The 24,576-nt window shown below is 65.3% G+C and carries 24 protein-coding genes; 6 read left to right on the top strand and 18 right to left on the bottom strand.

Translation table 11 applies throughout. The features are described 5' to 3' along the window. Positions 1–23 precede the first annotated feature (23 nt). Both C1877_RS02770 and C1877_RS02765 read right to left on the bottom strand, forming a co-directional pair. A complete protein-coding gene (locus C1877_RS02770; RefSeq protein ID WP_015539916.1) occupies positions 24–1,193 on the bottom strand; it encodes an NAD(P)/FAD-dependent oxidoreductase in 1,170 nt (389 codons plus the stop codon). Further along, complete coding sequence (locus C1877_RS02765; RefSeq protein ID WP_114568313.1) at positions 1,186–2,673, bottom strand: Na+/H+ antiporter NhaC family protein; 1,488 nt, start codon at positions 2,671–2,673, stop codon at positions 1,186–1,188. Before C1877_RS02765 ends, C1877_RS02770 begins: the two co-directional genes overlap by 8 nt. Before the next feature lie 305 nt (positions 2,674–2,978). Here C1877_RS02765 and C1877_RS02760 point away from each other — a divergent pair, with 305 nt between their 5' ends. The 3 genes from C1877_RS02760 (at position 2,979) to C1877_RS02750 (ending at position 6,144) form a co-directional block, all read left to right on the top strand. Further along, the gene (locus C1877_RS02760) at positions 2,979–3,518 is read left to right on the top strand and encodes a hypothetical protein (RefSeq protein ID WP_231847634.1); all 540 of its coding nucleotides are present in this window, start codon (positions 2,979–2,981) and stop codon (positions 3,516–3,518) included. A 49-nt stretch (positions 3,519–3,567) separates the two neighbouring features. Then, entirely contained in the window at positions 3,568–5,364 is a 1,797-nt protein-coding gene (locus C1877_RS02755) for a CocE/NonD family hydrolase (protein WP_015539918.1), read from the top strand. A 111-nt stretch (positions 5,365–5,475) separates the two neighbouring features. Next, a complete protein-coding gene (locus C1877_RS02750) occupies positions 5,476–6,144 on the top strand; it encodes a TetR/AcrR family transcriptional regulator (RefSeq protein WP_015539919.1) in 669 nt (222 codons plus the stop codon). A 24-nt stretch (positions 6,145–6,168) separates the two neighbouring features. On the opposite strand, the gene C1877_RS02745 is transcribed toward C1877_RS02750, so the two are convergent. From C1877_RS02745 to C1877_RS02720, 7 genes are all read right to left on the bottom strand, one after another. Further along, positions 6,169–6,384 (bottom strand): hypothetical protein, encoded by a 216-nt coding sequence (locus C1877_RS02745; RefSeq protein WP_114568312.1) that lies wholly within the window; start codon positions 6,382–6,384, stop codon positions 6,169–6,171. Between the two features lie 44 nt (positions 6,385–6,428). Continuing rightward, complete coding sequence (locus tag C1877_RS02740; protein WP_015539920.1) at positions 6,429–6,971, bottom strand: hypothetical protein; 543 nt, start codon at positions 6,969–6,971, stop codon at positions 6,429–6,431. A 65-nt stretch (positions 6,972–7,036) separates the two neighbouring features. Further along, positions 7,037–8,143 (bottom strand): MFS transporter, encoded by a 1,107-nt coding sequence (locus tag C1877_RS02735; RefSeq protein ID WP_114568311.1) that lies wholly within the window; start codon positions 8,141–8,143, stop codon positions 7,037–7,039. Between the two features lie 55 nt (positions 8,144–8,198). After that, positions 8,199–8,336 (bottom strand): hypothetical protein, encoded by a 138-nt coding sequence (locus C1877_RS15265; protein WP_015539921.1) that lies wholly within the window; start codon positions 8,334–8,336, stop codon positions 8,199–8,201. A 199-nt stretch (positions 8,337–8,535) separates the two neighbouring features. Beyond that, a complete protein-coding gene (locus tag C1877_RS02730) occupies positions 8,536–8,895 on the bottom strand; it encodes a 4Fe-4S dicluster domain-containing protein (protein WP_015539922.1) in 360 nt (119 codons plus the stop codon). Then, positions 8,895–11,273, bottom strand: a complete 2,379-nt coding sequence (locus tag C1877_RS02725) for a molybdopterin-containing oxidoreductase family protein (protein WP_114568310.1) — start codon at positions 11,271–11,273, stop codon at positions 8,895–8,897. Before C1877_RS02725 ends, C1877_RS02730 begins: the two co-directional genes overlap by 1 nt. A gap of 208 nt (positions 11,274–11,481) precedes the next feature. Then, positions 11,482–11,859 (bottom strand): SdpI family protein, encoded by a 378-nt coding sequence (locus tag C1877_RS02720; protein ID WP_147274497.1) that lies wholly within the window; start codon positions 11,857–11,859, stop codon positions 11,482–11,484. A gap of 214 nt (positions 11,860–12,073) precedes the next feature. Here C1877_RS02720 and C1877_RS02715 point away from each other — a divergent pair, with 214 nt between their 5' ends. Both C1877_RS02715 and C1877_RS02710 read left to right on the top strand, forming a co-directional pair. Next, a complete protein-coding gene (locus tag C1877_RS02715) occupies positions 12,074–12,325 on the top strand; it encodes a type II toxin-antitoxin system Phd/YefM family antitoxin (RefSeq protein WP_015539924.1) in 252 nt (83 codons plus the stop codon). Positions 12,326–12,327: 2 nt separating this feature from the next. After that, the gene (locus C1877_RS02710) at positions 12,328–12,621 is read left to right on the top strand and encodes a Txe/YoeB family addiction module toxin (protein WP_015539925.1); all 294 of its coding nucleotides are present in this window, start codon (positions 12,328–12,330) and stop codon (positions 12,619–12,621) included. Positions 12,622–12,651: 30 nt separating this feature from the next. Here the strand turns inward: C1877_RS02710 and C1877_RS02705 are convergent, their stop codons facing one another. The 5 genes from C1877_RS02705 to C1877_RS02685 form a co-directional block, all read right to left on the bottom strand. Further along, a complete protein-coding gene (locus C1877_RS02705; protein ID WP_114568308.1) occupies positions 12,652–14,124 on the bottom strand; it encodes a helix-turn-helix transcriptional regulator in 1,473 nt (490 codons plus the stop codon). 285 nt (positions 14,125–14,409) lie between these two features. Then, positions 14,410–14,805: a SufE family protein gene (locus C1877_RS02700; protein WP_015539927.1), complete on the bottom strand. Its 396-nt coding sequence runs from the start codon at positions 14,803–14,805 to the stop codon at positions 14,410–14,412. After that, positions 14,774–16,057: an aminotransferase class V-fold PLP-dependent enzyme gene (locus tag C1877_RS02695; protein WP_114568307.1), complete on the bottom strand. Its 1,284-nt coding sequence runs from the start codon at positions 16,055–16,057 to the stop codon at positions 14,774–14,776. Before C1877_RS02695 ends, C1877_RS02700 begins: the two co-directional genes overlap by 32 nt. After that, the gene (locus C1877_RS02690) at positions 16,054–16,458 is read right to left on the bottom strand and encodes a hypothetical protein (protein ID WP_114568306.1); all 405 of its coding nucleotides are present in this window, start codon (positions 16,456–16,458) and stop codon (positions 16,054–16,056) included. The genes C1877_RS02695 and C1877_RS02690 overlap by 4 nt, the downstream gene beginning before the upstream one ends. Before the next feature lie 10 nt (positions 16,459–16,468). Next, on the bottom strand, positions 16,469–18,106 hold the full coding sequence (locus C1877_RS02685; RefSeq protein WP_114568305.1) for a fucose isomerase: 1,638 nt from the start codon (positions 18,104–18,106) through the stop codon (positions 16,469–16,471). Between the two features lie 146 nt (positions 18,107–18,252). Here C1877_RS02685 and C1877_RS02680 point away from each other — a divergent pair, with 146 nt between their 5' ends. Further along, positions 18,253–19,842, top strand: a complete 1,590-nt coding sequence (locus C1877_RS02680) for a PucR family transcriptional regulator (RefSeq protein ID WP_167536650.1) — start codon at positions 18,253–18,255, stop codon at positions 19,840–19,842. 35 nt (positions 19,843–19,877) lie between these two features. Here C1877_RS02680 and C1877_RS02675 read toward each other — a convergent pair whose 3' ends face one another. The 4 genes from C1877_RS02675 to C1877_RS02660 form a co-directional block, all read right to left on the bottom strand. After that, on the bottom strand, positions 19,878–20,150 hold the full coding sequence (locus tag C1877_RS02675) for a hypothetical protein (RefSeq protein ID WP_114568304.1): 273 nt from the start codon (positions 20,148–20,150) through the stop codon (positions 19,878–19,880). Positions 20,151–20,263: 113 nt separating this feature from the next. Then, complete coding sequence (locus tag C1877_RS02670; protein ID WP_083809090.1) at positions 20,264–21,736, bottom strand: MFS transporter; 1,473 nt, start codon at positions 21,734–21,736, stop codon at positions 20,264–20,266. Between the two features lie 136 nt (positions 21,737–21,872). Continuing rightward, a complete protein-coding gene (locus C1877_RS02665; protein WP_114568303.1) occupies positions 21,873–23,351 on the bottom strand; it encodes an MFS transporter in 1,479 nt (492 codons plus the stop codon). Between the two features lie 118 nt (positions 23,352–23,469). Beyond that, positions 23,470–24,528: an amidohydrolase family protein gene (locus C1877_RS02660; protein ID WP_015539932.1), complete on the bottom strand. Its 1,059-nt coding sequence runs from the start codon at positions 24,526–24,528 to the stop codon at positions 23,470–23,472. Between the last annotated feature and the right edge of the window lie 48 nt (positions 24,529–24,576).

The following is a 24,576-nucleotide window of genomic DNA, read 5'->3' as shown; positions in this document are numbered from 1 at the left end:
TCTATAAGGTACTGAAAGCCGGCTCACACCTCCGTTCCCATCAGCTTGCCGCCGAAGTAGAAGGCGGTTGCGGGGGAGGCCGTGAGCCCCAGGCGGCCGTACAGCAGCGACTGCCGGGTGATGTCCTGGCGCTCGACGCGCCACTCGCCGCGCAGCTTCTCCTCCAGCGCGGATACCTGCTCTATCTGCTCGCTGTCGTAGGGGTCGTAGAAGACGAACGCCACCTTGCCCGCGTCGGGCGTGAGCAGCGAGTCGATCTGCTTCTTCTCCTTCACGTAGCGCTCGCTGGCCGTCGCCGCGATGGCGCCGTCGGCGGCTGCGGTGACCACCTGGCGCAGGAAGGTCTGCGTGCAGTCGCCCACGGCGTAGATGCCGGGCACGCTGGTCTCCTTCTTCTCGTTGACCGCGATGTAGCCCTTATCGTCGCATTCCACCAGGTCGCGAACCAGCTCGGTCTGCGGTATCATGCCCACGAAGAAGAAGATGCCGTCTGTCTCCACCTCGCTCGACGCGCCCGTGACCACGTTCTTGATGACGAGCCCCTCCACCTCGTCGCGCCCCTTGATCTCCTCCAGGGTGGAGTTCCACACGAAGTCGATCTTCGGGTTGCGGAACGCCGTTGCGGCGGCCACCTCGTTGCAGTCGAGATGCCCCTCCTCGTGCAGCACGATCACCGTCACCTTCGACGCGAAGCCCGTGAGGTAGTCGGCCTCCTCGATGGCCTGGTCGCCCGCGCCCAGCACGTAGATCTCCTTGCCCTTGAACATCTCGGCGTCGCAGGTGGCGCAGTAGGCCACGCCGTGGCCGGCGAACTCCTTCTCGCCGGGTATGCCCAGCACGCGCGGCTTCGTGCCCAGGTCCAGCAGGACGCAGCGCGTCTCGAAGTCGCCGCGCCGCTTCGTCTGCACGAGGAAGTTCCCGTTGTCCAGCTGCTTGATGCCGGTGACCGTGGTGCGTTTGAGCTCGTTGGTGGGGAAGGCGAGCGCGTGGGCCTTGAACTTCTCCATGAGCCCGATGCCGGTGTCGCCGATCGTGCCCGGGTAGTTGCGTATCTCGCGCGTCTCGTTGATGCGCCCGCCGTAGCTTCCCTTCTCGATGAGGATCGCCTTGCGTTCGGCCCGCCCGGCGTAGACGGCGGCCGAAAGCCCTCCGGCGCCCCCGCCTACGATGATCATGTCGTACGTCTCAGCCATTGTTCGCCACCAGATCCTTCTTCTCGATTGCAGGTTTGCATGCCGTGGCCTTCCGCCCCCAGCCGAACACGACCCAGCCGAAGCAGACCGCAGCCAGCATCAGGGGATAGAAGCAGCAGGTGAATATCGGGACGGGCGCCACGAGGGGCAGCGCCGGGTTGGCGCCGGCCAGGCCCGCCACGAGGGTGATGGAGCCCATGATGAAGATGGAGTTCACGGGCACGATGGCCGGGATGTTCGTGGCCATGGCGGTGAGCAGGATGCTCCGGCGGTTCGCCGAGATGCCCGACCTCTGGCCTATGTTCTCCACCACGTCCTTGAACATGATGACGGTGGGCAGCTCGGACCCTGACAGCAGGCAGCAGATGACGCCGGTGCCCAGCGCGACGATGCCCTCGGCGCCCGCCGGCTTCTTGGCCATCTTGAGGCCCATGAGGAAGTCGCAGCACTTCTCCAGGATGCCGCCCTCCACGGCGATCTGGATCATGCCGAACAAAAGGATGCTGGCGAACACGAGGTTCACCGAGCTGGCCACGCCGTCCATGAACACGCCGTGCATCTGCTGCTTGGCGAAGTCGAAGGAGACGAGCGCTGCGGGCTCCATGAGGCCGCTCGCAAGCCCGAGGACGACGCCGGCGAGGATGGCCCAGCTCACGCCCATGAGCAGGTTGCGGGTCTTCACGCAGATGGCCAGCAGGAGCGCGATGGGGACGAACATGAGCAGGCCGCGGGCATCCGCCATGCCGGCCAGCTCCTGCGGCGAGACGGTTGCCGCGCCGGCGCCGCCGAGAAGGAAGAAGAGCACCGCGGAGACGAGGGCGATGGCCACGAGGTAGGGCGACCGGGCCTTCATCACCTCTACGAGGTCGGCCGGCCTGCCCGTTCCCGGGTCATGCTGCGAATTGATGGTCACGTGGATGACCTGGGAGCTGGGGGAGAGCGCGTCGCCGAAGAACACGCCGCTGATCATGGCTCCCACGAGCACGGTCGGGTCCGCCCCCAGCATGATGCCGGTCGGGTAGAAGATGGGCACGAGCGCCAGCAAGGCGGGAAACGGGGCGCCCGATCCCGTGGCGAAGACGGCGCAGCCGACGAACACCAGAACGACGAACGCCCCGCCCTGCAGCCCGCAGTTCAGGCCTATCCAGAGCAGGCCCCCGCCTATGTCGCCGGCAACGAGCACCTTGCCGAACACGGCGATGATGATGAAGATGAAGATGAGGTTAGCATTGCCGAACTGGGTGAGGCCGCGCACGCACGAGGCCCAGTACTCCAGCTTGTTCCGGCAGAGGAAGAAGCCGGCAAGCAAGCCGATGACCGAGGCGAAGATGAGCGCCTCCATGCCGTAGTAGCGTATGCCGATGGAGATGACCGCTGCAATGACCATGTAGAGAAGGATCGGAAGAGCCGCGAAACCTTGCGTGCCGTAGAATTGCAAAGCGAACCGCTTGTCTTTGCCGTCAACCCGCTGATGAGCCAAGGCAAACACCGCCTTTCTATTCGATTGCTCACTTCGGGACCCCGTTCCTGTGCCTTCTATTAAGCCATGCGCGCTCGGGCAAAGCCTGTTGGCGCGACAACACTTTTACGGCCTGTCATCGCGATTTCGCATGGCCGGCTGATGGCGAGCGGCATAGCAGGGAGGCCGTAGGGCGGCCCCCTTGTTCGGAGAGACGGATAATCGGACACTCCTCGGCCGAGCGTCCATGTCGAAAAGGCCTGTGCCGAGCATAATGAGGGCATCGAAGCTTCGAGCCAAAACCGAGAGCAGCAAAGGAGGATATGATGATCTTTAAAGGGCCGGGTGGGTTCGGACGCGTTCTCAACATCGTGATGTGCATGGTTATGTGCGTTGTTCTGAGTGTAATCATTCTTTCGACCATGCAGGGCGTTCCGGGTAATGAAACGTTGCCGATCTTCACCCTCTTGGGCTTTGGCGTTTCGTTTCTCATGAGCTTCTGCGTGGGCTACGTAGTCGGCGATCTTTTCCCCGCTCTTTCCTGGGGGCGCAAGCTCTGCGACGCTTTCCATATCGAAAACAAGATAGCCGTCCATGCGGTGAGCAGCTTCGTGCTCGCCTTCACCCTCATCACGTTGGTGAGCGTCTCATGCGTTTGGATGACGAATGCTCAGTCTCTGGGTTTGGACGCGTGCGTGGGGATATGGATGATGGTGTACCCGCCGCTGCTGGGCGCAGGCTACCTTGTCATTCTGGTAATCCTGCCCTTGGCGATGAGGCTCGCCTCCGCGATAAGCGGGTTCGATCCGAACGGGCCTTCCCCGCAGAAGCCGGCGGAAGGCGCCGTGGAGGGCGTGCTGTCTTGAGGACGGCGAGGTTGGGAACACCGTTACGTGCGACGAGATGGGAGATGCTATGATGCCGATGGAAAGGGAGCGGTTCACCCTCGAGACCACCATCAGGGGTGAGGAGATAGAGAGGATATACCAGAAGGAGTTGAGGCCCGTCCCGCCCGAGGAGTGGGAGGCCCTGTCCGACGAGGAAAAGCAGCTGGCCAAGCCCTATGCGTTCGACCAGCGCACGTACGAGGCGGCGCCCGGCATCGTGTGCGAGCAGGACGTGGCGGTCAAGATGCGCGACGGAATCACCCTCTACTGCGACGTCTTCAGGCCGCAGGACTCGGACGCGAAGGTGCCGGCGATCCTGGCCTGGTCGAACTACGGGAAGCGCCCGAACGATTTCCGCACGGGCGAGGACGTGGGCTACACGCCGGGCGTGCCGTTCGGCGCCGTCTCGCCCAGTGCCAAGTTCGAGGCGGCCGACCCGCTTTTCTGGTGCCCCAACGGGTATGCGGTCGTCAACGTCGACCCCCGCGGCATCGGCTACTCGGAGGGCCTCCACGACCAGTTCTGCGAGGAGGAGGCCAAAGACGGCTACGACGTGGTCGAGTGGGCCGCGCAGCAGCCTTGGTGCAACGGGCGCGTGACCATGGCCGGCTCCTCCGCGCTGGCCATCACCCAGTGGCACATCGCCGCGCAGCAGCCGCCCCATCTCGCCTGCATCGCACCGTGGGAGGGCATGAGCGACATGTACCGGGAATCGCTCTACGAAGGGGGCATCCCCTGCATCCGCTTCACCAGCTTCGCCACCGCGGGCGCCTGCGGCCTTAAGGGCATCGACGACCAGGCGGCCATGGCCCTGCGCTACCCTTTGATGAACGCCTACTGGGAGAACAAGATCCCCGATTTCGGCAAGATCACCGTGCCCGCCTACGTGGCGGCGGGGTGGAACCATTTCCACCTCCGCGGCTCCATCAACGGGTACCGCAAGATATCCTCGGAGAAGAAGTGGCTCCGGGTGCACCGCGAGTTCGAGTGGCCCGATTTCTACACGCGCCAGAACATGGAGGAGCTCAAGGCGTTCTTCGACCGCTACTGCAAGGACGTCCACAACGGGTGGGAGCTCACCCCGAAGGTGCGCATCGACGTGATGGACGCCTACGACGAGGACTTCGCCACGAGGCGCCCGGAGCGCGAGTTTCCCCTGGCGAGGACCGAGTACCGGAAGCTCTACCTGAATGCCGAGGCCATGAGCCTCGAGGGCGAGAACCCGGCCGCGCCCGCCTCCGTCTCCTACGACGGCAACGAGGGCGTCGCGGAGTTCGACTACCGGTTCGAGGAGGACACCGAGCTCACGGGGTACATGAAGCTCCACGCCTTCGTCGAGGCGGACGGGCACGACGACATGGACCTGTTCGTCACCGTGAAGAAGGTCCACGAGAACGGGACCGAGATACCCGTGACCCTGTTCGACGGCACGGCGCCCCACCCGGGCGCCTGGGGAAAGATGCGGGTCTCGCACCGCGAGCTGGACGAGGCGCTTTCGAGCGACTTCCAACCCGTGCAGGCGCACCGCAGGGAGCTGAAGCTCTCCGCCGGCGAGATCGTCCCCATCGACGTGGAGATCAACCCCACGAGCCGCCTGTGGCGCAAAGGCGAGATCCTCCGCGTGCAGGTTGCGGGGCGCTACCTCCGCGACGAGCATTGGATCGAGCCCCTCATGTGGGAGACGGACAACCGGGGGAGCCATATCGTCCACACCGGCGGCGAGTACGGGTCCTACCTGCAGGTGCCCGTCGTCGGGCCGCGCCACGACCGCTCGAAGCCGTTCGTCGTGGACGAGGCGAGGCACCCGACCCATCCCATCTTCTAGCCGGGGTCCGCGGCAAGCCGCAAGGCGAGACGGCGGCGCCTGCCTTTGCAGGAAGGCGCCGCCTGCCTTAGAATCAGGGAACGATCGCAGGGCTGGAAAGGCGGTGCGGATATGGATTCGGGTTCGAGGGCCTCGGCGGCGAGGCGGGCTATCGTCGAGGCGTACATCGACCTCATGGAGGAGAAGCCCTACGACTCCATCCGGGTCAAGGAGCTGGTCCAGCGGTCCAACGTTGCCAGGTCCACCTTCTACGTGCACTTCCGCGACGCCATCGACGTGCTGGAGGGCATAGAGGGCACGCTCCTCGGCCTGTTGAGCCTCTACCGGTCCGACGGCGACGCCTACAAGGGCGCCATAGCGGGCATGCCGTTCGAGTGTATGGAGAACTGGTTCGAGGTCTGCATCGAGCACGAGCGGGTCTTGAGGGCGCTGACCGGCCCCCACGGCGACCCGTACTTCACCGTGCGCCTGCAGAACCAGATCAGGCAGGAGCTCAACCAGATGATGGACGACGACCGTGCCCCGCGCGACAGGCTGCGGCCCTACTACGTGGAGCTGCTCACCGCATCCTACATCGGGCTCATGAGCTACATCGTCAAGGAGAAGAACAAGAGCGAGTACCTGGAGGCGCACGAGCTGGCGAGCATCGCGAACTCGACGAGCGCCGCCTACTACAAGCTGAGCGACAAGGCGCCGCGGCTCTCCGACGAGCGCCTGTTCGGCGCGAAAGCGCCGATAGGGGAGGACGGGGGCGAAGATCGTCCGGAAACGGCCCGATAGGCGGAGCCGTTCCCGGACGCGGCGCTAGCCCAGACCGGCCGTGGAGAAGTAGCCGGCGACGGCTACGAGGGCGATACCGGCAGCGCCTATGAGCACGTTTCTTGCCGAGGGGGACGGCGGGGCCTGCCCGGGCCGCGCGGACGCGGGCTCGACCGGCGCCTCGGCCGCCTCTGCGGGGACGGTGCCCGTCCGGCGGGCGGCGGCTTTCTGGGCGGGGGTCATCTTCTTCTTGCGGCTCATGGCGGAATCTCCTTCCTCGGCGGCGGCGCGGCGGATTTACGCCGCTAGCCCTTCTTCGTCGGCACGGGCGCGCGCTCGGCCTCCCATTGCTCCAGTATCACGCTGCCGCGGTACTTGTACACGCCGTAGATGCCGGCGAAGTCGTAGCCGGCGCAGGAGAACGTGCCGCCGATGGACGTGACGAACTCGGCCGCCTCGACGTTGAACGCGCCGCGTTGGAACACGTAGAGGTTCGCGATGTTGTCGCGGCTTCCCGTGGGGGCCAGGAACAGGCCCGTGCCGAACTGCACCGGCAGCCCGTCGCCCTTGAGGCGCAGGTTCTCCACGGCCAGGTCGGGCTCGAAGCGTCCGATCCAGCTCTTTCGCTTGAGCGCAGCCCACCCCGCCCACACCGACGTGCCCTTCTGGGCGTCGTCGGTGTAGACGGCGTTGAAGAAGTCATGGTAGGATGCCGCGCCTTCCAGGTACGGCGCGTAATCGGGCGATACGCCCGGGCCCGCCGACACGTACAGCAGCAGGCGCTCCAGCGTGGCACGCGAGGCGAGCGGCGCCTGGTCGATTCCCTCTTTCAGCTCTTGGTAGTCCATGGTGTCTCCTTCGTCCCGGCTTCTCGGCCGGGCAGTCGTCGGCGGTCGGCCGCCCAGGCAGCCGCCTAGAACCCGCGCGGCCAGGCCTCCTCGGCCGGCACGTCGTCGAGCGTCTTCACGTCCTTACCGCGCGGCAGGATGAACAGGCACAGCACGAACGAGATCACGTAGGCGGGGATCTGCAGCACGATGCCGGCCATGTTCCAGCCGAGGGCCTCCTGCAGCGCCCCGAACACGGGCGATCCCAGCGTGGAGCCCAGGTTCTGGCAGAACTGCATGATGGCCATGGCCATGGTGGCGCCCATGGCGGTGTTGCGCATGAGCATCGGCGCCATGGGGCGCAGCGAACCGCCGCACATGCCGCCGCCCACGCCCTGCAGCACGATGACGAACCACATGACGGCGATCGCCCCCGGCCCGGTGTAGAACATGCACCAGCCGGTCAGGAACAGCATGCCCATCATCACCAGGCCCACGACGTACTTGCGCCCGAGCGGCAGGCGGTCGGACACGAAGCCCGTGAGCGGCGCCACGATAAGCGACAGGAGCATGATGACGGACGAGAGCGACGAGGCCGTCTGCGCGTCGAAGCCCAGCTGCGTCTCGAGGAACGTGTTGTAGTACGTGTTCATGATGCCGATGGTGGTGAAAGCGAACAGGAAGAACACGGCGCCCAGGATCCAGATGCGGCGGTTCCTGCAGTATTTGAGCGACTCCTTGAACGTGCCCTCCACGCCCATGTCCCCCGTGGCGCCCGGAGGCATCTTGTACACGAGGGCGAACATCAGGAACGCCACGGCGCACACGCCGGCGATGGCGAAGAACACCGCCTGGTAGCCGAACATGCCGGCGATGGCGGGCGCGGCGTTGAAGGCTGCGACGGAGCCCACGGGCACCCAGGTGGCCCAGATGCCCAGCGCGAGCCCGCGCTTGCGCTCCGGGAACCAGATGGTCACGCACGACGGCGCGGCCACGCCGATGAGGCCGATGCCCACGCCCTCCAGCAGGCGGCTCGCCATGAGCACGTTCAGGTCGGCCGTGGCGCCGCCGAGCGCCGAGCCCACGCCCAGGCACGCGACGGACAGCAGTATGACGTTCTTCAGCCCCATGCGGCGCGCGATGAACGCGGCGGGGAAGGCCAGCACCACGCCGATGACGGCGATGGCGCTCATGAGCGTGCCGAACGAACGTCACGGGATCGAGCGCCCCGTGGAACGCCGGGAACAGTCACGACGCCAACGGCGGCATCTTGAACTGGCACAGCGGCGCGCAGAAGCTCGCCAGGTACGTGACGGCCAGGATGCCCCAGGCCTTGCCGGAAACCTTGTCCTGCTTGGCTATCTGGTCGGCGGTCAAATCTGCCATATGAAATCACCCCTTGGATACGCTTTCCCCAAAATCCATCCCCTTTCGGCATTACCTCACCGGCTCGCGGTCGACGGGGAAATGCCGGAAGCAGGCAGCTGGCTGGGCCGTCCGCCGAAAACCGGGCGGCGGCAAAGGGCCAGTCGCTGAAAGCGGGAGGCTGGAGCGGCGCGGAGCCGATCCAGCCTCCCTCATGCCCCTACGCGCAGGGCGGTACCCACAGGTACTGCTGCGGCTTGGCGTCCAGGCGCTTCGCGAGCTCTTCCACCGGGCCGAACTCCATGCACTTGGCCTGGCAGTGGAACACGCAGGAGGGGAGCTTGCCCTTCTCCCGGCGGTCGGCGCACAGATCGCAGATCTTCGTGAACGCGGGGATGAAGTCGTAGACGTAAGCATCCGTCTCGTTGCCCTCGGCGTCCTTCACCGGCCACGGGCCGTTCTGCATGACCTTCACGCCCCACTGTTCGAGCGGCAGCTCGTGCTCGGCCTGGCAGGCCACCTCGCACGAGTAGCACCCCGTGCAGTACTGGTAGTCGACGAGAATTCCGTTCATGGCCATTACAGTTCCTCCTCCTTGCAGCGGTACACCTTGCAGAGCGTGCACTTCAGATCGGCGCCGAAGCCGGTGGTGCCGGGCTTGTTGGCGAGCAGCTGGTTGATGTTGGACTGGCGGAAGCCGTACAGGTTCGGCTCGGCGCCGTCCTGCTCGGGGAACCACCAGCCGTGCTGTGCGGCGATCTCCTTCTCGTGCACCTCGAAGGTGAGGCGGGCGCGCTGGCGGCAGCGGCCGCGGTGGTTCTCGATCCACACCCAGTCGCCCTCGGAGATGTTGAGGTCCTTCGCCGTGCGCGGGTGGATCTGCACCCACGGGTCGGGCGTGAGCTGGCGCAGGTAGGGGATCTGGCGGTGCTCCGAGTGGAAGAACGACGTGGTGCGGGCGCCCGTGATCATGATGAGCGGGTACTCCTCGTAGAGGTCGGGCGTGGTGACGGGCCCGATGCCCGGCTCCTCGATGTAGGGCAGCGGGTCGTAGCCGAACTTCTCGAACAGCGTGGAGTAGAACTCGATGCGGCCGGTGGGGGTGTTGAAGCCGGGCTGACCGTCGGGGCGCATGAGGCCCTTCTCGTACTTCTTGTACACGTACTTCTGGTAGACCGGGCCATGCTCCATGAGCTCGTGGAACGTGAAGCCGGAGGGGCTCACTATCTCGTCGTACACCTCGTCCTCGGTCGCCCACGGCCAGGTGCGCTGCTTGCCCTCGGGGCGGCCGATGGCCTGGTTGAACTCGTCGTCGTTGTCGAAGTACTGCGCGAGCTCGCGGTTGATCTCGCAGTCCGACTTCGCCTCGCCCTCGGCCGCGCAGGCGCCCGTGATGGCGGAGAGGAAGTAGTAGTGCGCGCGTACCGAGTGCTTCTCGGCCCAGGTCTGCACCGGCATGACGATGTCGGCGCACGACTGGATGGTGGGCGTCATGAAGATGTCCACGGCGGCGATGAACTCGGGCTTCTTCATGGCCTGGTACCAGCGCTCGGTCTCGCAGCTCATGCAGGCGATGCCGTTGGACGTCTGGATCCACACGCCCTTGACCTTGCCCTCCTCCATGTACTCTAGGCACATGTCGGGCATGGCCTGGGTGAGGCCGTAGCGGTACATGGGGAACTCTTTCCAGCCCACGCGCTTCTTCTGCATCTCCTCGTTGATGAGGTCGTAGATGCCCCAGGCGCCGGCGGAGGGCTGGTCCACGCCCATGGGCGAGGCGGTGTAGCACATGCCGCCCGGCACGTCGAGGTTGCCGGTGATGGTCCACAGCGCCGCGATGGCGGCGGCGCAGGGCGTGCCCTGGCTCTGCATGTCAACGGCGAGTCCCCACACGACGTTGGCCGGCTTGGACGTGGCGAACAGGCGCGCGGCGGCCACGATCTTCTCCTTGGGAACCCACGTCATGGCCTCCACCTGGTCGAGCGACAGCTCGCGGGCGCGCTCGGCCAGCTCGTCGAAGCCGTAGGTCCAGCGCTCCACGAAGTCGTGGTCGTAGAGGTCCTCGTCGATGATGACCTTGATCATGCCGAGCGCGAGGCCCGTGTCGGTGCCGGGGCGCAGCTGCAGGTGGATGTCGGCGTGCGCGGCGAGCCACGTGACGCGCGGCTCCACGCTGATGAGCTTGCAACCGAGCTTCATGGCGTCGGTCACCCAGTGGCCCATGAAGAAGTCGGGGTTGGAGATGGTGGGGTTGCAGCCCCAGACGATGGTGCACTCGGGGCACACCCACTCGGGGTCGTCGTAGCGCAGCGCCGAGAACTGCGAGAAGTCGGCGATGAGCATGCCGCCGTAGGTCATGATCATGAGCGACAGGCGGGGCAGGTAGCAGGCGGTGCCGGACAGGAAGCCGTACTCGTTGGGGCTGCCGAACGTGTTCGCCATGCGGCCGACCTGCCACTGGTTGTCGCGGGCGGTGCCGCGCAGGCAGTGGATGGAGTCGCCGCCGTAGGTCATGGAGATGCGGCGGAACTCCTTGTAGCAGGTTTCCAGCGCCTCGTCCCACGTGATGCGCTCCCACTGGCCGCTTCCGCGCTCGCCCACGCGCCTCATGGGGTGCAGGATGCGGTCGGGATGGAACTCCACCTGCTTGAAGGCCAGGCACCTGGGGCACAGTGCGCCGCGGTTGTACGGGTCGTCCGGGTCGCCCTCGCACTTGATGAACTTGCCGGTCTCCTTGTCGGAGTACACCAGCACGCCGCAGCCCTCGTGGCAGCCCGGCGCGCTCCACACCGAGGTGCGGGTGACCACCATGCCGTCCTCCTCGTACTGGAAGGGTTTGGGGTGCTTCCAGCGCGGATCCACCTCCTGCCTCTTGCCGGCGCCGAAGTTGAACTGGTTCTCCTCCTTGGACGTGCCGATCTCGTCGCGGTCCTTCTCCGCGACAGCGTTCTCTACCATCGCAACTCCTCTCGCTTTGCGCGGGCCTGTCGGGTGTCCGCCCCAATCGGCCCTCCCCTCTGGGGTTGCAATCGAGTAAAGCACGCGATAGGTATGAGCCTATCGCGTAATGAGTATGCAGATTGGGAATCAGTACGTTGGTATGACGCGGTGAGCAGGGGCGATGGAAAGGGGGTCAAAGATTTGCACGGAGGAGCGCGGTGGCGCCCTAGGCCATCGCCGCCATGGCCTGACTTGCCCAGAACACGAGAACGCCAACGGTGACGATAACGATGAACGCCGCCAGCACCCGGTAGAGGATGAGCGCCCCTTTGCGGCTGATGTTGTGCACGAGACCATGGTCGTAGAGGAAGTCGTTGAATGCGTAGCACGCCGCGAGGAGCGCGTTCGTCGCTCCCATTATCATGCCGAAGGGCAGCATGGTCCACGGCGAGCCGTATCCGTCGATGTCCCCCGCTGCGTTCCAATGCATCGGCACGTTGGTCGCGCCGGGAGGGAACAGCAGGATGGTTGCCAGGCAGGCGATTGCCGGCAGCACGATAACGGCCAGCCAGAAAACCACGTCGAGCACGCGGGGTGGTCTCATAGGCTATTCCATGCGGTGCGTCGATTGGCGGGCGTCATATCGGGTTCCTCCTTGGGGATGTCACCTGATTGCGAGCCCATTGTCACACTTTCGTTTCTAAAGATTGAGAATAATTGAAGAAATTTCGGCAGGAGTACAGCAGGAAGGCGGTTATTGACGTACGTAATTGCGTACGCTACTATAGGGCAGAAGAAAAGAGATAAGGAGGCAGGCCATGACTTCGATCACCGCAACGGCCCTGCGGCAGAATATCTACCAGACCATCGCTCAAGTGAACGAGAACTGCACGCCCATCGCCATCACGAACAGCAAGGGGAAGGGGGCAGTGCTCGTCGGCGAATCCGATTGGGCGGCTATCGAGGAAACGCTCTTCCTCAACGGCATACCCGGCATGAGCGAGTCGTTGCGCGCCGGCAAGGAGGAAAAACCCGAGGATTGCCTCTCCGAAGACCAACTTGAGTGGTAGTCATGTATGCAGTGAAGTTCACGAAGCAGGCCGCAAAGGACGCAAGGAAGCTTAAAGCCGCCGGTCTCGACAAGAAGGCGAAAGCCCTTGTCGAGGTGCTCAAACGCGATCCTTTTCAAGAGGCCCCTGCCTACGAAGCGCTTGTGGGAAACCTTTCCGGCCTCTATTCGCGGCGCATCAACCTGCAGCATCGACTCGTCTACCAGGTATATGCAGAGCCCTTTGATGAAGAGGGCGTGCATTACCAGGGCATCGTGAAAGTTGTGCGCATGTGGACGCACTACGAGGGGCTCTAACCTGCTCCCGCGCGCCCTTGCCTTTCCGCGTTATTTCTGCTGCTCCTCCACCGGGAACTCCTCTACGAAGTCCATGAGCTTCTGCTGGGAGTGGATGTCGAGCTTGCGGTAGATGCTGTAGATGTGGCTCTTCACCGTGTGCGGCGAGATGGTGAGCTTGCTCTGGATGTAGGCGGCGTTGCGCCCCTTCGCCAGGAACTGCAGGATGTCGGTCTCGCGCGGCGAGAGCTGGTAGAGCTCGGCCACGGCGGCGCAGCGGCGCTCGAAGAGCTCCTTCTCGGTCAGGTTGGAGGGCACGACGGGCTGCGGACCGGAGGGCCCGTCCGCCGCGGTGCCGTCGGGGGCGTGGTGCTCGGCCGAGGGGAAGAACAGCATGACCACCACCACGAGGGCGAACGCCATGCACAGGCGCACGATCATGAAGGCGTCGGAATGGGCGCCGTAGGCCATGGTCGTGCCCGTGGCGACGGCCCATCCCACGAGGAACCCCAGCGCGCTGAACACGAGGCGCGCGGGCGCCTGCCTGAACACCGGCGTGTCCCAACGGTGCATGCCCTTCTTGACGATGAACGCGTAGTTCACCGAGACGAACGCCGCCCAAGAGGCCACCACCAGGCACGAGCAGGCCAGCTGCACGCCCTCGGTGGCGAAGGGCATGGACAGGCACGCCAGCACGGTGATGCACAGCAGCACCCGCTGGATGACGGTGATGCCCACGGACCGCCCGGCGAAGGCGAGCGCGGCGATGATGCCGGCGCCGGGCACGACGAACAGCAGTCCCACGAGCACGTCCTGCGAGCCCGAGTTGAACAGGTAGACGAACGTGAGGCCGAACACGATGCCGAACGCCACGAGCGAGGGCTCGATCTCCCGAGTGAACTCCCAGGTGTTCTTGCAGGAGCCGGCGGGCGGGGCGTCGGCGTTGCCCTCGCCCCGCTCCCCGGCGAAGCGCAGCAGGCCCACGCTCAGGAAGGCGTAGATGATGCAGAAGACGGGCTGCAGGGACTCGGGCACGAGCGCTGCGAGGGCGAACAGCGCGCCTCCGGCCGCCATGGACAGGCTCGTGAAGCGCGGCAGGCTCTGCAGCTTGATGCGGCTGCCCACGTCGAGCCAGCTCACCGTCAGAAGCGCCCCGCCCAGGCCCGCACCGAGGTTCACCGCGCAGAGCACGGGCACGGGCACGGCCACGCCAAGGTCCAGCAGCACGGCCGTCGTAGGCAGTAGGAGCGCGAGTACGGCGCCGGTTGCGAGGACGGGAAGGTGGAACGGGTCGAACCGGGCGCTCTTGCCGGCGAAGTGAAGGGCCAGGTATCCCAGCGCCATCCCTGCGAACACGAACAGCTGGATGCCGTCGCGCTCGGCGACGGGGACGTCTTGGATGAACACGGCGAACAGCCAGTAGTACGAGACGAACATCCATCCGAAGAAGCAGGCGAACCCGCCGGTGGCCAGAAGCTCCATGGCGCCGATGCGGGGCTTGCCCGCGATTTTGCCGTCGTTCATCCGATTCCCCCTGCAGTGCCCGATGCGGTTTCATCCCCCCTGGAGAAACTGAGCACGATCGCACGCCCGCCGGGCACTCTCCGGGACGCGGACCCCAACATCTCCGAAAGCCTAGTATACATCAAAAAGACCGCTGCCTGTCGTGCCCGCGGCGTGCCCCTTACTGGGTGGCAGCCGCCGCCTTCGTGGCGGGGCCTTTGCGCAGAGTACACGATCTGATACCTCTGCGAAAACCCCAGCCGAAGCGATAGGGAGGGGAAGCCCCCTTCCCGTGAACGGTGTTCTTCAAGGTGCGCTCGCTATGAGTGCTACAGCCGCTCCGAGCCCTTTCATCTGAAGCTTCGTGAAGTGGCGGGCGAATGCGGGGTCGTCGAGCAAAAGGCATACATGCGCGGCGCGCTCGATGGCGGTGCGGCCGTTGTACACCTCCTCGATCAGGGCGAGCGCTCCCTGTACGGCGATCGATTCCGAATCTCCGAGCACGGCAGCGCGCCCTTCCCCGTCGTGCTCGACGGGGATCCATGTTCTCGCTTGGCATTCTCTCACGAGGTGCGCATCGTCGCGCAGGTGCTCGGGAAAGGCGGCCGCCTCGCCCGCACATCCTGCGAGGTAGCCGTACTGCAGCACCGGGTCGTCGAGCTCGTGCAGGTCAGCGAGTATGTCGTTCTCGACAGAGCGCATGTCCACCGCATCCGCCCCCTTTCAGCAGACAGGAAGCCGTCTCGAAGGCGGCAAGGGCCCGGTCGATGTCTCCGGCGGTATTGTACGGGGCGACCGATACCCGCACGGCCGCGTCGCAGCCGAGTGCGCGCAGGTAAGGCTGGGCGCAGTGATGCCCGGAGCGCACGGCCACGCCGCGGCCGTCGGCGATCTTGGCCCAGTCGTAGGGCGAGCCCTTGTCGACGGAAAAAGCCAGGCAGCCGTGCCGCGCAGGACAACTGCCGAGGACGTTCGCGCCTTCGATTAAGGTAAGACCCGCCTCGAGGCGGGCGAGCAGGGCGTCCTCGTGGGCGAGCAGGGCCGCCGCGTCGAATCCTTCCCAGAAGCGCAGTGCCGCGGCAAGCCCGACAGCCCCATCGATGTTCGGCGTGCCGGCCTCGAAGCGCTCGACGGAACCGAGCAGGCGCGTCTCTTTCTCCGTTACCTCCGAGACCGTTCCGCCACCGAAGCTTTCCGGTTCGAGCCGCTCTTGGACGCGAGCTGCGATCCACAGTACCCCGATGCCGCAGGGCGCTCCGAGCTTGTGTCCCGAGAACGCGTAGAGGTCGCAGCCGAGATCCCGCACGCTTCGCCGGCCATGGACGATACCCTGGGCGCCATCGGCCACGATGAGCGCGTCGCTGCCCTCGTGTACAACAGCCGAGAGCGCCGCGAGATCGCACCCGATGCCGGTGACGTTGGACAGCTCGGTGAGCGCCACGATGCGCGTGTTCTCGGTTACTTCCTGCAAGAACGCCGACAAGTCGAGGGCGCCTCTCGCATCCGGCGGTACGACGCGCAGCTCGCAGTCCGTGATGCGGGAGAGGTGGCGCCAAGGAAGCAGGTTGGAGTGATGCTCGAGACCGCTTACGACGATGTTGGAGCGCTCGTCGAGGGCGGGGGCCAGCATCCGCGCCGCCCGGTTGAGCGCGTCGGTTGCGCCGCTCGTGAACACGACTTCCTGCTCGTCGGCCCCGATGAAGGCCGCCACTGCCCGTCGTGCCCCGTCGAATGCATCCGAGGCGGCGAGCGACAGGGAATGCACGCCGCGGTGGACGTTTGCGTAGCTCGTCGTGCGGAACGCCTCCAATGCGTCCATGACCGGGCGCGGCATCTGCATCGTGGCGGCGTTGTCCAGGTAGGCGACCGGCGCCGCTCCCTCGGCATCGGCGAGCAAAGGGATGGCGGCACGGATACGGCAGGCCAGCGCATCGTCGGGCTGCCGCGCGCTCACAGCTGCACCTCTCCGTCGCCGAGGGTTGCGAACACGAGGTCGGCCAGCTCGTCCGTCGTCTCGGCGAGGCCGGCCCTCATTCCATCGAGCGCGACGCCGAGCTCACGCTGCAAGGCCATGATGAGCAGCGCCTGCTTCATGTCGACCGAGCGCACTCCGTCGCAAGTGGGGGATCGGCCCTCCTCGGCCACGTGCGTACGATTCGCCGCAAGCGCCTTGGCAAGGCTCGCCTCGGCGAGCGCTTCAAGGTTGCGGCTCGGCGCCTCGTCGGCCGCGAGGCCGAATTTCGCCAGCACGTACAAGAGCAGCCGCTCCCGCAGTTCGTCAGCATCGAGCGTTCCGGCAACAGCGGACGCGCGAACGGAGGAGATCTGGCGGGCTGCCGCTTTCTTGCTATCCATCAGGCGCTCCTTAACCTCGCTGCGCATGGTCTGTCCTTTCGCTTCCAGGTTTGCCTGTTTTGGCCCGACCTGTCCGGCGCGCCCGTCGTCGGACAGGTCGGGAAGGTTTTTTCTGGGCCCGCACGACGGAAAGGTCCAGGCGACGAGCCAACTCGGCCAGGTCGTCGGCGATGTCGCCGTAGACGAGCGGCAGGTGCAGCCCGAAGCGCATCTGCTTCTTGAACAGGTCGCGCGCATCGGCCACCTTGAACACGAAACCCCCGTTGCAGTTGTCGGTGTCGAAGCCGGTGCCGACAACGATCTCGCCGGAAACGATCAGCATCTCGTCGAGGGTGGGGGAGATGCGGCAAAGCGTGACCCTCTGCCCCGCATCGGCCGTGAAGTCGTGTCTCTGGATGGTGCCGAATCCTTGGTCGTAGGCGAAGTGCCGCAGTGCGTAGGCATCGGCGGCCGCCTCGAGGCCGTGAAGCTTGCGGCAGGGGGTGGAGTGGATAACCGAGTACAGGTTCGCCGCTTCCTCGAGCGGGATGCCGGCCACGTCCTCCTCGTGCATGTTCACGGGCCACTCTATATGCCCTTCGGTCACGACGACGGGCAGCGTGTTGCCCATGTAGGCGGCCGAGTTCGAAAGGGCCATCTCGGCGATCATGCACACCACCGATGTCACGTCGTACTCGCAGGCGCTCCCGAACCCCTGCTCCAGGTTGAGCGAGTGGGCCAGGCAGAACGTGAACTGCTGCTCATTCAAGCGGCGAGTCGAGCAGGCATCCGGACAGGGGGCGGCGAATCCTGCGCAGTCGTACTCGTCCATGAGCTTCTGCACGACGGTCCATGCGACGAGCGACTTCACCACGAACGACTTGTCGACGATGCATGGATCGGCCCCGGCCATGAGCTCGTCGGCCATATCCTCGCAGCGGGTCAGCTCGTCGGACGTTATGTTGGGCGTGGCGCGTCCGGGCGTGGTGGGGTTGCCGTCTTCGGGCAGCGGATCCATCATGTCCATGAGCTCGTGCACGTTCACGTGACGGAAGTGGCATCCCAGCTTTCGCGTCACATCGGAGAGGCAGACGAAGGAGTCGTTGCCGCCTGCCTTCGGCGTGGTGGAGTCGAAGCGGGGAGCCAGAAGGATATTCGCCGTGCGCACGGCCTTCTCGGCGCGCAGGAGGCGGCAGTAGCGCGCCACTTCCGGCCAGTCGAAGGCGGGCAGGATGTCGGCGCCGCGGCGAGCGGCGGGTGCGGTGGACATGGCGCCGAACGACTTGGTGGGGTTCATGGCCACCGGCTTGCTCGTGCGGCAGCAGAACTCCACGAGGACCTGGTTCGCACCGAAGTTCGACATGACCACGTAGAGGTCGGTTCGCGCCTCGTCTGTGAGCATCTCCTCGAAGTAGGCATCCTTGATATCCCAGTCATCGGTGCAGCACACAACGGCGGGTTCGAGAACATTGGCGCCGGTTGCGGCCACGTATTTCTGCACGTTGGCCAGGAAGCCTTTGAGCATCTTCCCCTGCACGATGGCATCGAAGCCGGGCTTGATGGCGTCGCCGCCGGCCATGCGGCACGGCCCTTCGTAGTAGTACTGATGCTCGAAGCCGATGAACACCGGCTTCACGTTGAGCTTGACGTCGGTTACGCTGCGTTTCATGGACGACCCCTCTCATTCTATGGTGGACCGGCCTTTAGGAGCCGGCATCCTCCTGGTCGCATAATAGAGCGCACGATATACCGTGGATATGGCGTATTGCACAAGAAAATGATCTATAATGCAGCATTATGACGATATCCTTATTTATGATCGCCGATAGCGTGAAAGGTTGCTCTCTCGGCGATGTCCCCGATGGTGCGCCACGATGGTTCACGCGCATCGTTTCGGACGAACAGGCGGATGGGGCCCTGTTCGGCGCGTTGCGCCCGCGCGTCGAAGACGTGCTGTTCGTTGGCGATGCCGCGGGGTGCTCGGCTTACGTCGAACACCATCCGGCAGGGTGGGCGCTGTGCGTGCAGGATGAGAGCGTTCTCCCCGCGGAGCTCGCTGCCTTTGCGGATCGCGTAATCGTTCTGCAAACCAGCCGCAATGCCGGGTTCGTAGCCACCGCCGCATCCTGCAAACTGATCGACGTCTCCGAATGGCTTGCACGCATGCAGCGCTCCCTGCTGGAGGGGGGAAGCTATCAGGAGCTGGTCGATGCGAGCGAGCATATGCTGGGCAACGCCCTGACGGTGTCCGATTCCGGGTTTCGCATCGTCGCCCGTACGCGCGAGCTGCTGCCAACCAACCCGCTTATAAGGGAGTCCATTGCCAACGGCATGTTCGACAAGAAGGCACTCGACACCTTCAGGAAAAACGAGCGGCCCCAGCGCTGGAGCACCCGTACCGGCATCCATCTGCTCGAGGTCTCGGAAACGGGCCCGGTCGTTGAATGTATCTTCCGTATCGAGGGGATTTACTCGGCACATCTGGTCATGCATTGCGAATGGAGGCCTTTGTCAGACGGCCTTCTGGACGAGCTGTCGCTGCTCGCTGATTGCATCGAGTTGCACCTCAAGCATGAGCTTTCGGCGGGAAGGCTGTTCGACCAAGGACCCGCGCGAACGCTTGTCGACCTCATCGAAGGCGTACCGGTGTCGCATCGTAAACTCAACGCGTGGTTGCGGACGTCGGGGTTAGCTTGCGATGGGTTCTTCGAGCTAGCGGTTGTCGACTACGGTTACCGCGACGAGGAGCGGCAGCTCGCCGTGTATGCTGGCTTGCGTCTGCTCGAACTGTTCCCCGATGCGGTTGTTGCCCTCAAGGAGAATTGCGCTGTGATGGTGCGCAAATGTTTCGCGAGAGGGGATGCTGCGACGCACGATACCGTGCTTGACACCCATGCGCGCTCCTATTACGGAAGGGTTGGCCTGTCGGACCGATTCGAGCGTATCGAAGATGCGCGTTTCGCCTACAGACAGGCCGTCATCGCGCTGTCGATGGCGGCGTCCGATGGGCGGGGTGTGACGGCGATGCCGAACCGGCTATGGAGAGAGGGCGCGGACGCTGCAGAGGATACCCGGCTTTTTTGCTTCCGGGACTATCTGGTTCTCTATCTTCTGGTGGCCGAGCAGCAGGACGAGGAATTGGTATCGTACTGCGTCGGGCGGGGCGTGCCCATGCGTATTCTCGAGGCCGATCGACGGGCGGGCACGCAGGATTGCGAGTTGCTGTTCGTCTATCTCGTGTGCGAACGTCGTTCGTCGCTCGCGGCAGAGCGGCTCCACCTTCACCGCAACACGCTGCTGTACCGCATCCGTCGTATAGAGCAGGAGTACGGCATCGATCTCAAGAGATGGCAAGTTCGCGAGCGGCTGCTCGCCGAGTACCAGATCATGTGCTTCGGCGGATGATCTGGTACTCGGAGTAGGGGGGGCGCTCGCCGGCCTCATGCTACGCCCGGCGGTCTGATGCCGCGCTCGCTCACGACCTTGTCCACCGACGCCATGCCGAACTCCCTGCAGGCGCTCGCCACGCCGGGCGTGGCGCCGGTGACGGCGTCTGGATCGCAGGTGCCCGGCGGCGGGCAGGGGGGAGGAGCCGACGGGCCGCCGCCGGCTCCTCCGGGGTCGAGGGCGGCCGCCGCATCGGCCAGGCTCGTGGCTCCCGTGACGGCATCGGGCCGTTCTACCGGCTGGTTGCTTTCCCTTTTCCCGTCCATGGCCCTTTCTTCTCCCGTCTTGCTCGGCTGCAATCGATGGCCTCCAGGCGACCCTACGCTGGCCGAACGCGGCAGGGGCGCTCCTCAAAGTACGGCTCGCGCCTCTCGGCGGCCTACGCGGCAGCCGGGTGCCCGTCGGGCTCCGGCTCTCCCAGGTGCTCCGCATCCTGTGCGGCATTCTCGTCCTCCTCGAACACCGGCGGCTTCGTGAGCACGTACACGATCCACAGGACCGTGCCCACGGCCGCGGTTCCCGCGCACAGCGGCGCCACGTTCGCCCACACCTGGGCCTCGCCTATGATGTAGCCCACCACCGGCGTGCACAGAAGGTTCGAGATGCCCTGGAAGAAGATGATGATGGCCATGCCCACCGGCATCGTGACGCGCTTGGGCATGGTCACGGGCACCATCGACCACACCACCCCGCTCGTCCAGCCGCTCTCCAGGCCCAGCAGGACCAGGTAGGCGGGAAGGTACTCGTAGGGCACGAGGAATGCTCCCACGTAGAAGAACGCGCAGAACCCGGCGATGATCACCATGACGTTGCGCGCCTTGAGCGTCTGGAACCTCCCCAGCAAAAACGCCGTCACGAGCGCCATGGGGATGGAGGCCGCGAAGCCGAGCGAGGCCATGGACCCGCCGGACACGCCGGCCTGCGCCTGCGCGGCGGCCAGGTCCATGCCGCCGGCCAGCAGGCGCTCCAGCTCCACGCCCTGCACGTAGGTGGGCACCCAGGTGAGCACCGAGAGCGAGGTGAACATGAGGAAGCAGAAGCCCAGGCCGAAGAGCCACATGCGCTTCACCTTGAAGCCCTCCAGCAAAATGGCGGCGGGGCGATGCTGCTTCTCGCCCGTGGCGCGCTCGCGCTTGGCGGCCACGCCGCGCCCGGCGTGCGGCACGCTCACGAACAGCGCGAACACCACGAACGCCACAAGCGCGAGCGCATCGGAGAACCACCACCATGCGTGCCAGTTCGACGGGTCGCCCGTGAGGGCGAGCGACACCGGCACGCCGATGTTGTAGGCGAGCGTGGAGCCCACGACGTACCACAGGTTCCAGATGCCCATGGGCAGCCCCGCCTTCTCGCGGGGGAAGTACATGGAGATGACGGTGGTGGCCACCACGCCCATCATGGCAACTCCGATGCCCTCGAGCACGCGGCCGACGATGAGCTGGGCGAACGAGGAGGAGAGCGCGCCCACGGCGCAGCCGGCCACCATGAAGGCCAGGCCTGCGAGGCCCACGCGCTTGGGCCCGAAGCGGTTGAGCAGGAACGCCGAGGGGAACGCGGTGATAATGCCGGCCACGGCGATGACCGACATGAGCCAGCCGGTGGTGCCGGGGTCGGTGCCGAAGTCGTGCATGAGGGCGCCCATGAACGTGGGCACCTTGAACTGGTTCATGATGACGATGATGCCGCAGAACAGCGTGGCGAAGAGCACGATCCAGCCCTTGCGCTGCCGGTTGCGGGCTGTCTCGTCGCCGGGCGACGAGCTGGCTGAGGGGGAGGGCTGCCAGGATGATGCCTGCGGGGATGCGGCGGCGCTTCCCGCCGCATTACGAGGTTGCTTGATCGTTACGCTCATGGTCGATCCCTTCTCCCTGCGAGGCAGGGATACAGGCTTTGACGGAAAGGGCCGCCTGCCGCGCCTCGGCGCTGCAAGGCGGCCCGGACGCGCCCCGGCTTCGACCGGAGCGCGTCGACGAGGGATGCGGGCAGCCTTAGTGTTGCGCAGCCGCCTCGCCTTCGGCAGGCTTGGCGGCGGGGGCGCCGGCGGCCTGCTTCTTGGACGGTTTCACGCCGAACGCGAGCAGGCAGCCCACGACGCCGACGGGGACGAGTGCCCAGAAGGCGAGCATCGGATCCACATGGATGCCCTGCGCCATGGCCTCCTGCACGGCCTGGCCAATGGCCGGGCCGAAGTCGGCCGGGGTGCCGCCGGAGGCGAGCACGGCCTGCTTGGCGTTGATGGCCACGTTGGAGGCCGCGGTGAGGCCCTCGTTGAAGGGCGCGAGCGCGTAGCTCGTTACGATCTGGCCGGCGTACTGGCCGAGCGTCAGGAACGACAGGCCGAACGCGACGGCGGTAGCGCCGCCCTTGAACACGAACGTGGGCACGAGCGGGCGGCAGCAGGCATTGAGCATCATGTTGCCGATGCAGAAGAAGATGACGTACGGGATGAAGAACTCGGCGTGGAAGGCCAACGCAGAGCAGATGGTGAGTCCCAGGATGCCCACGACGACGCACAGGTACTTCTTGGATTTCGGCGTTTTGTCGAGGATGAGGCCGCCAAGCGGGGCCAGCGCTCCGCAGGCGACGATCAGGCCGCCCCAAAGGCCGGCGGTCGTGGCATCCCAGCCGAAGCCGCCGAGCGCTTCGGGCGTCTGCAGCCACGTCTTGAGGTACTGGCTGAACGCGTAGTTCATGTAGTTGAAGATGGCGAACATGATAATGAGGCACCACAGTTGGCGGCTCTTGAAGAACTTGAGCACGGCCTTGAGCGGCTTGCGCTCGGGCGACACCTGGGAGCGCTCGTTCTCGCGCGGGTCGCGGAACACGACGGCGAACAGGATGCCGAACACGGCGGCCACGGCGACCCATACCCACTGGAGGTTCGCCATATTGGAGCCCACCAGATGGTACACGCCGTCGTTCACGAAGTTCGACAGGAAGATTCCCACGGGCGCCCAGCACGACCAAATGGCCATGGCGCGTCCGCGCGTAGCGTCCGGGAACCACATGGAAACGCAGGTGGGACCGGACACGACGGTGGTGGACAGACCCAGGCCCAGAATGAAGCGGCCGGCCAGGAACACGTAGAAGTTGCTGCCCACGAACGCCGCGCTGATGGCGCTGCCGACGACCGCGCAGCCCACGCCGATGATCGTGGTGGCCTTCGCGCCGAACTTGCGCACGAGAATGGTGGTGGGCAGCGCCATGATCAGCGCGCCGATGGGCACGAGACCCATGACGTTGGACAGCAGGCCGAAGTTGGCTGGATTTGCGAAGAACGCGTTGTTCTCGGCCAGCCAGTTCTTGAACACCGGGAACGTGATGCCCGGAAGCCACATCCACGCGAACACGATGCCCACGGCCGCCAAGAGCGACACGATGAGGCACGGCCACGCGTAGGATGGCGTCTTCTCCACGGGCTTGGCCGCGGGTGCGCCGTTGGCTGTGGCAACAGCAGGATTGCTCATAGTTTCCCCTCTTTCATCGGACGCCTCCTTGCAAGGCGTCGACGGATTGTGCCGGGAAGGGCGCACGCCCTTCCCGCTTAGTCGGCGTCGTCGGAAACTCCGGCGACGCCGCGGTTCCCTACAGGTTGAACAGCTTCGCCGCGTTGCCGCCCAGCATGAGGTCCTTCTCCTCCTGCGAAACGTCGAGCGCCTTCACCGATCCCACCGAGCGGGCCATCCACTCGTAGAACACCGGGAACGACGAGCCCAGCAGCAGGTGGTCGGCGCCGCACGTCTTCACGGCGAGCTCCAGCTGGTCCTTGCTCCAGCTCATGGGGTGCGTCATGTCGAAGTAGATGTTGTTGGCGAGATAGCGGTCGTACGCCTCGCGGTCGACGTTGGTGGCCAGGCGGTTCATGGCCTCCTTCTTCTGCTTCGAAACGTGCGGTGCCAAAATGTCCTTGAGCGCGAACCAGTTGCCGCCGAACATCGTGTGGATGAACTTGAGGTCGGGGAACTCGTCGAACATGCCGGAGTACACCTCGCGGCCCACCGCGGTGGCCTGCACGTGGATGCGGCCGAGCTCGCGGCGCAGCGGCGTGTAGTCGGCGAAGTTGCCGAACGCGTTCTGGCCGGGCGTGTGGTGGATGGCGCAGGGCACCTTCTTGTCGTTGAGCACTTTGAGGTAGGGCTTGAACAGCTCGTCGTCGAGGAACTTGTCGCCGTAGCAGCAGGCGAACTGCACACCCACCATGCCCAGCTCGCCCAGGCAGCGCTCCAGCTCGTAGATGTCCTCCTTGCGGCCCCACGGCGGCAGCACGGCATTGGCGTACAGACGCCCCTCCGACTGGCGGCACATCTCGGCGGCCTGGTCGTTCACGATCCTGCACATGTCGAGCGGCAGCCATTCCTGCCACACCGGCATGCGCAGAAGCGCGATGTCAACGCCCACCTCGTCCATGGCGCGCAGCTTCGTCTCCAGCGTGTAGTCGCCCTCCACGTAGTTCAGGATGTCCTTGCCGTCCTCGGTGGCCAGCACGATCTGGTCCTTGGCGCCGTCGGGCGTCTTGCCGCGGTAGGCCTTGAGCCCCATGGTGATGGGCGCGGAGTACAGAAAGCCGTTGAGCACCTCCTCGTTCGTGAACAGGTCGGTGGGCAGGAAGTGCATGTTGATGTCGATGACCTTGTTGTCAGCCATGTTCTCTCCTTCTGGTCGACGGGCGCCCGTCCCGCGTCGCCCGGCCGG

It is taken from the genome of Gordonibacter pamelaeae (assembly GCF_003340385.1).
Lineage (GTDB): Bacteria > Actinomycetota > Coriobacteriia > Coriobacteriales > Eggerthellaceae > Gordonibacter > Gordonibacter pamelaeae.
Note: the sequence above shows the minus strand (reverse complement) of the source record. Positions and strands in the feature narration are given on the sequence as shown.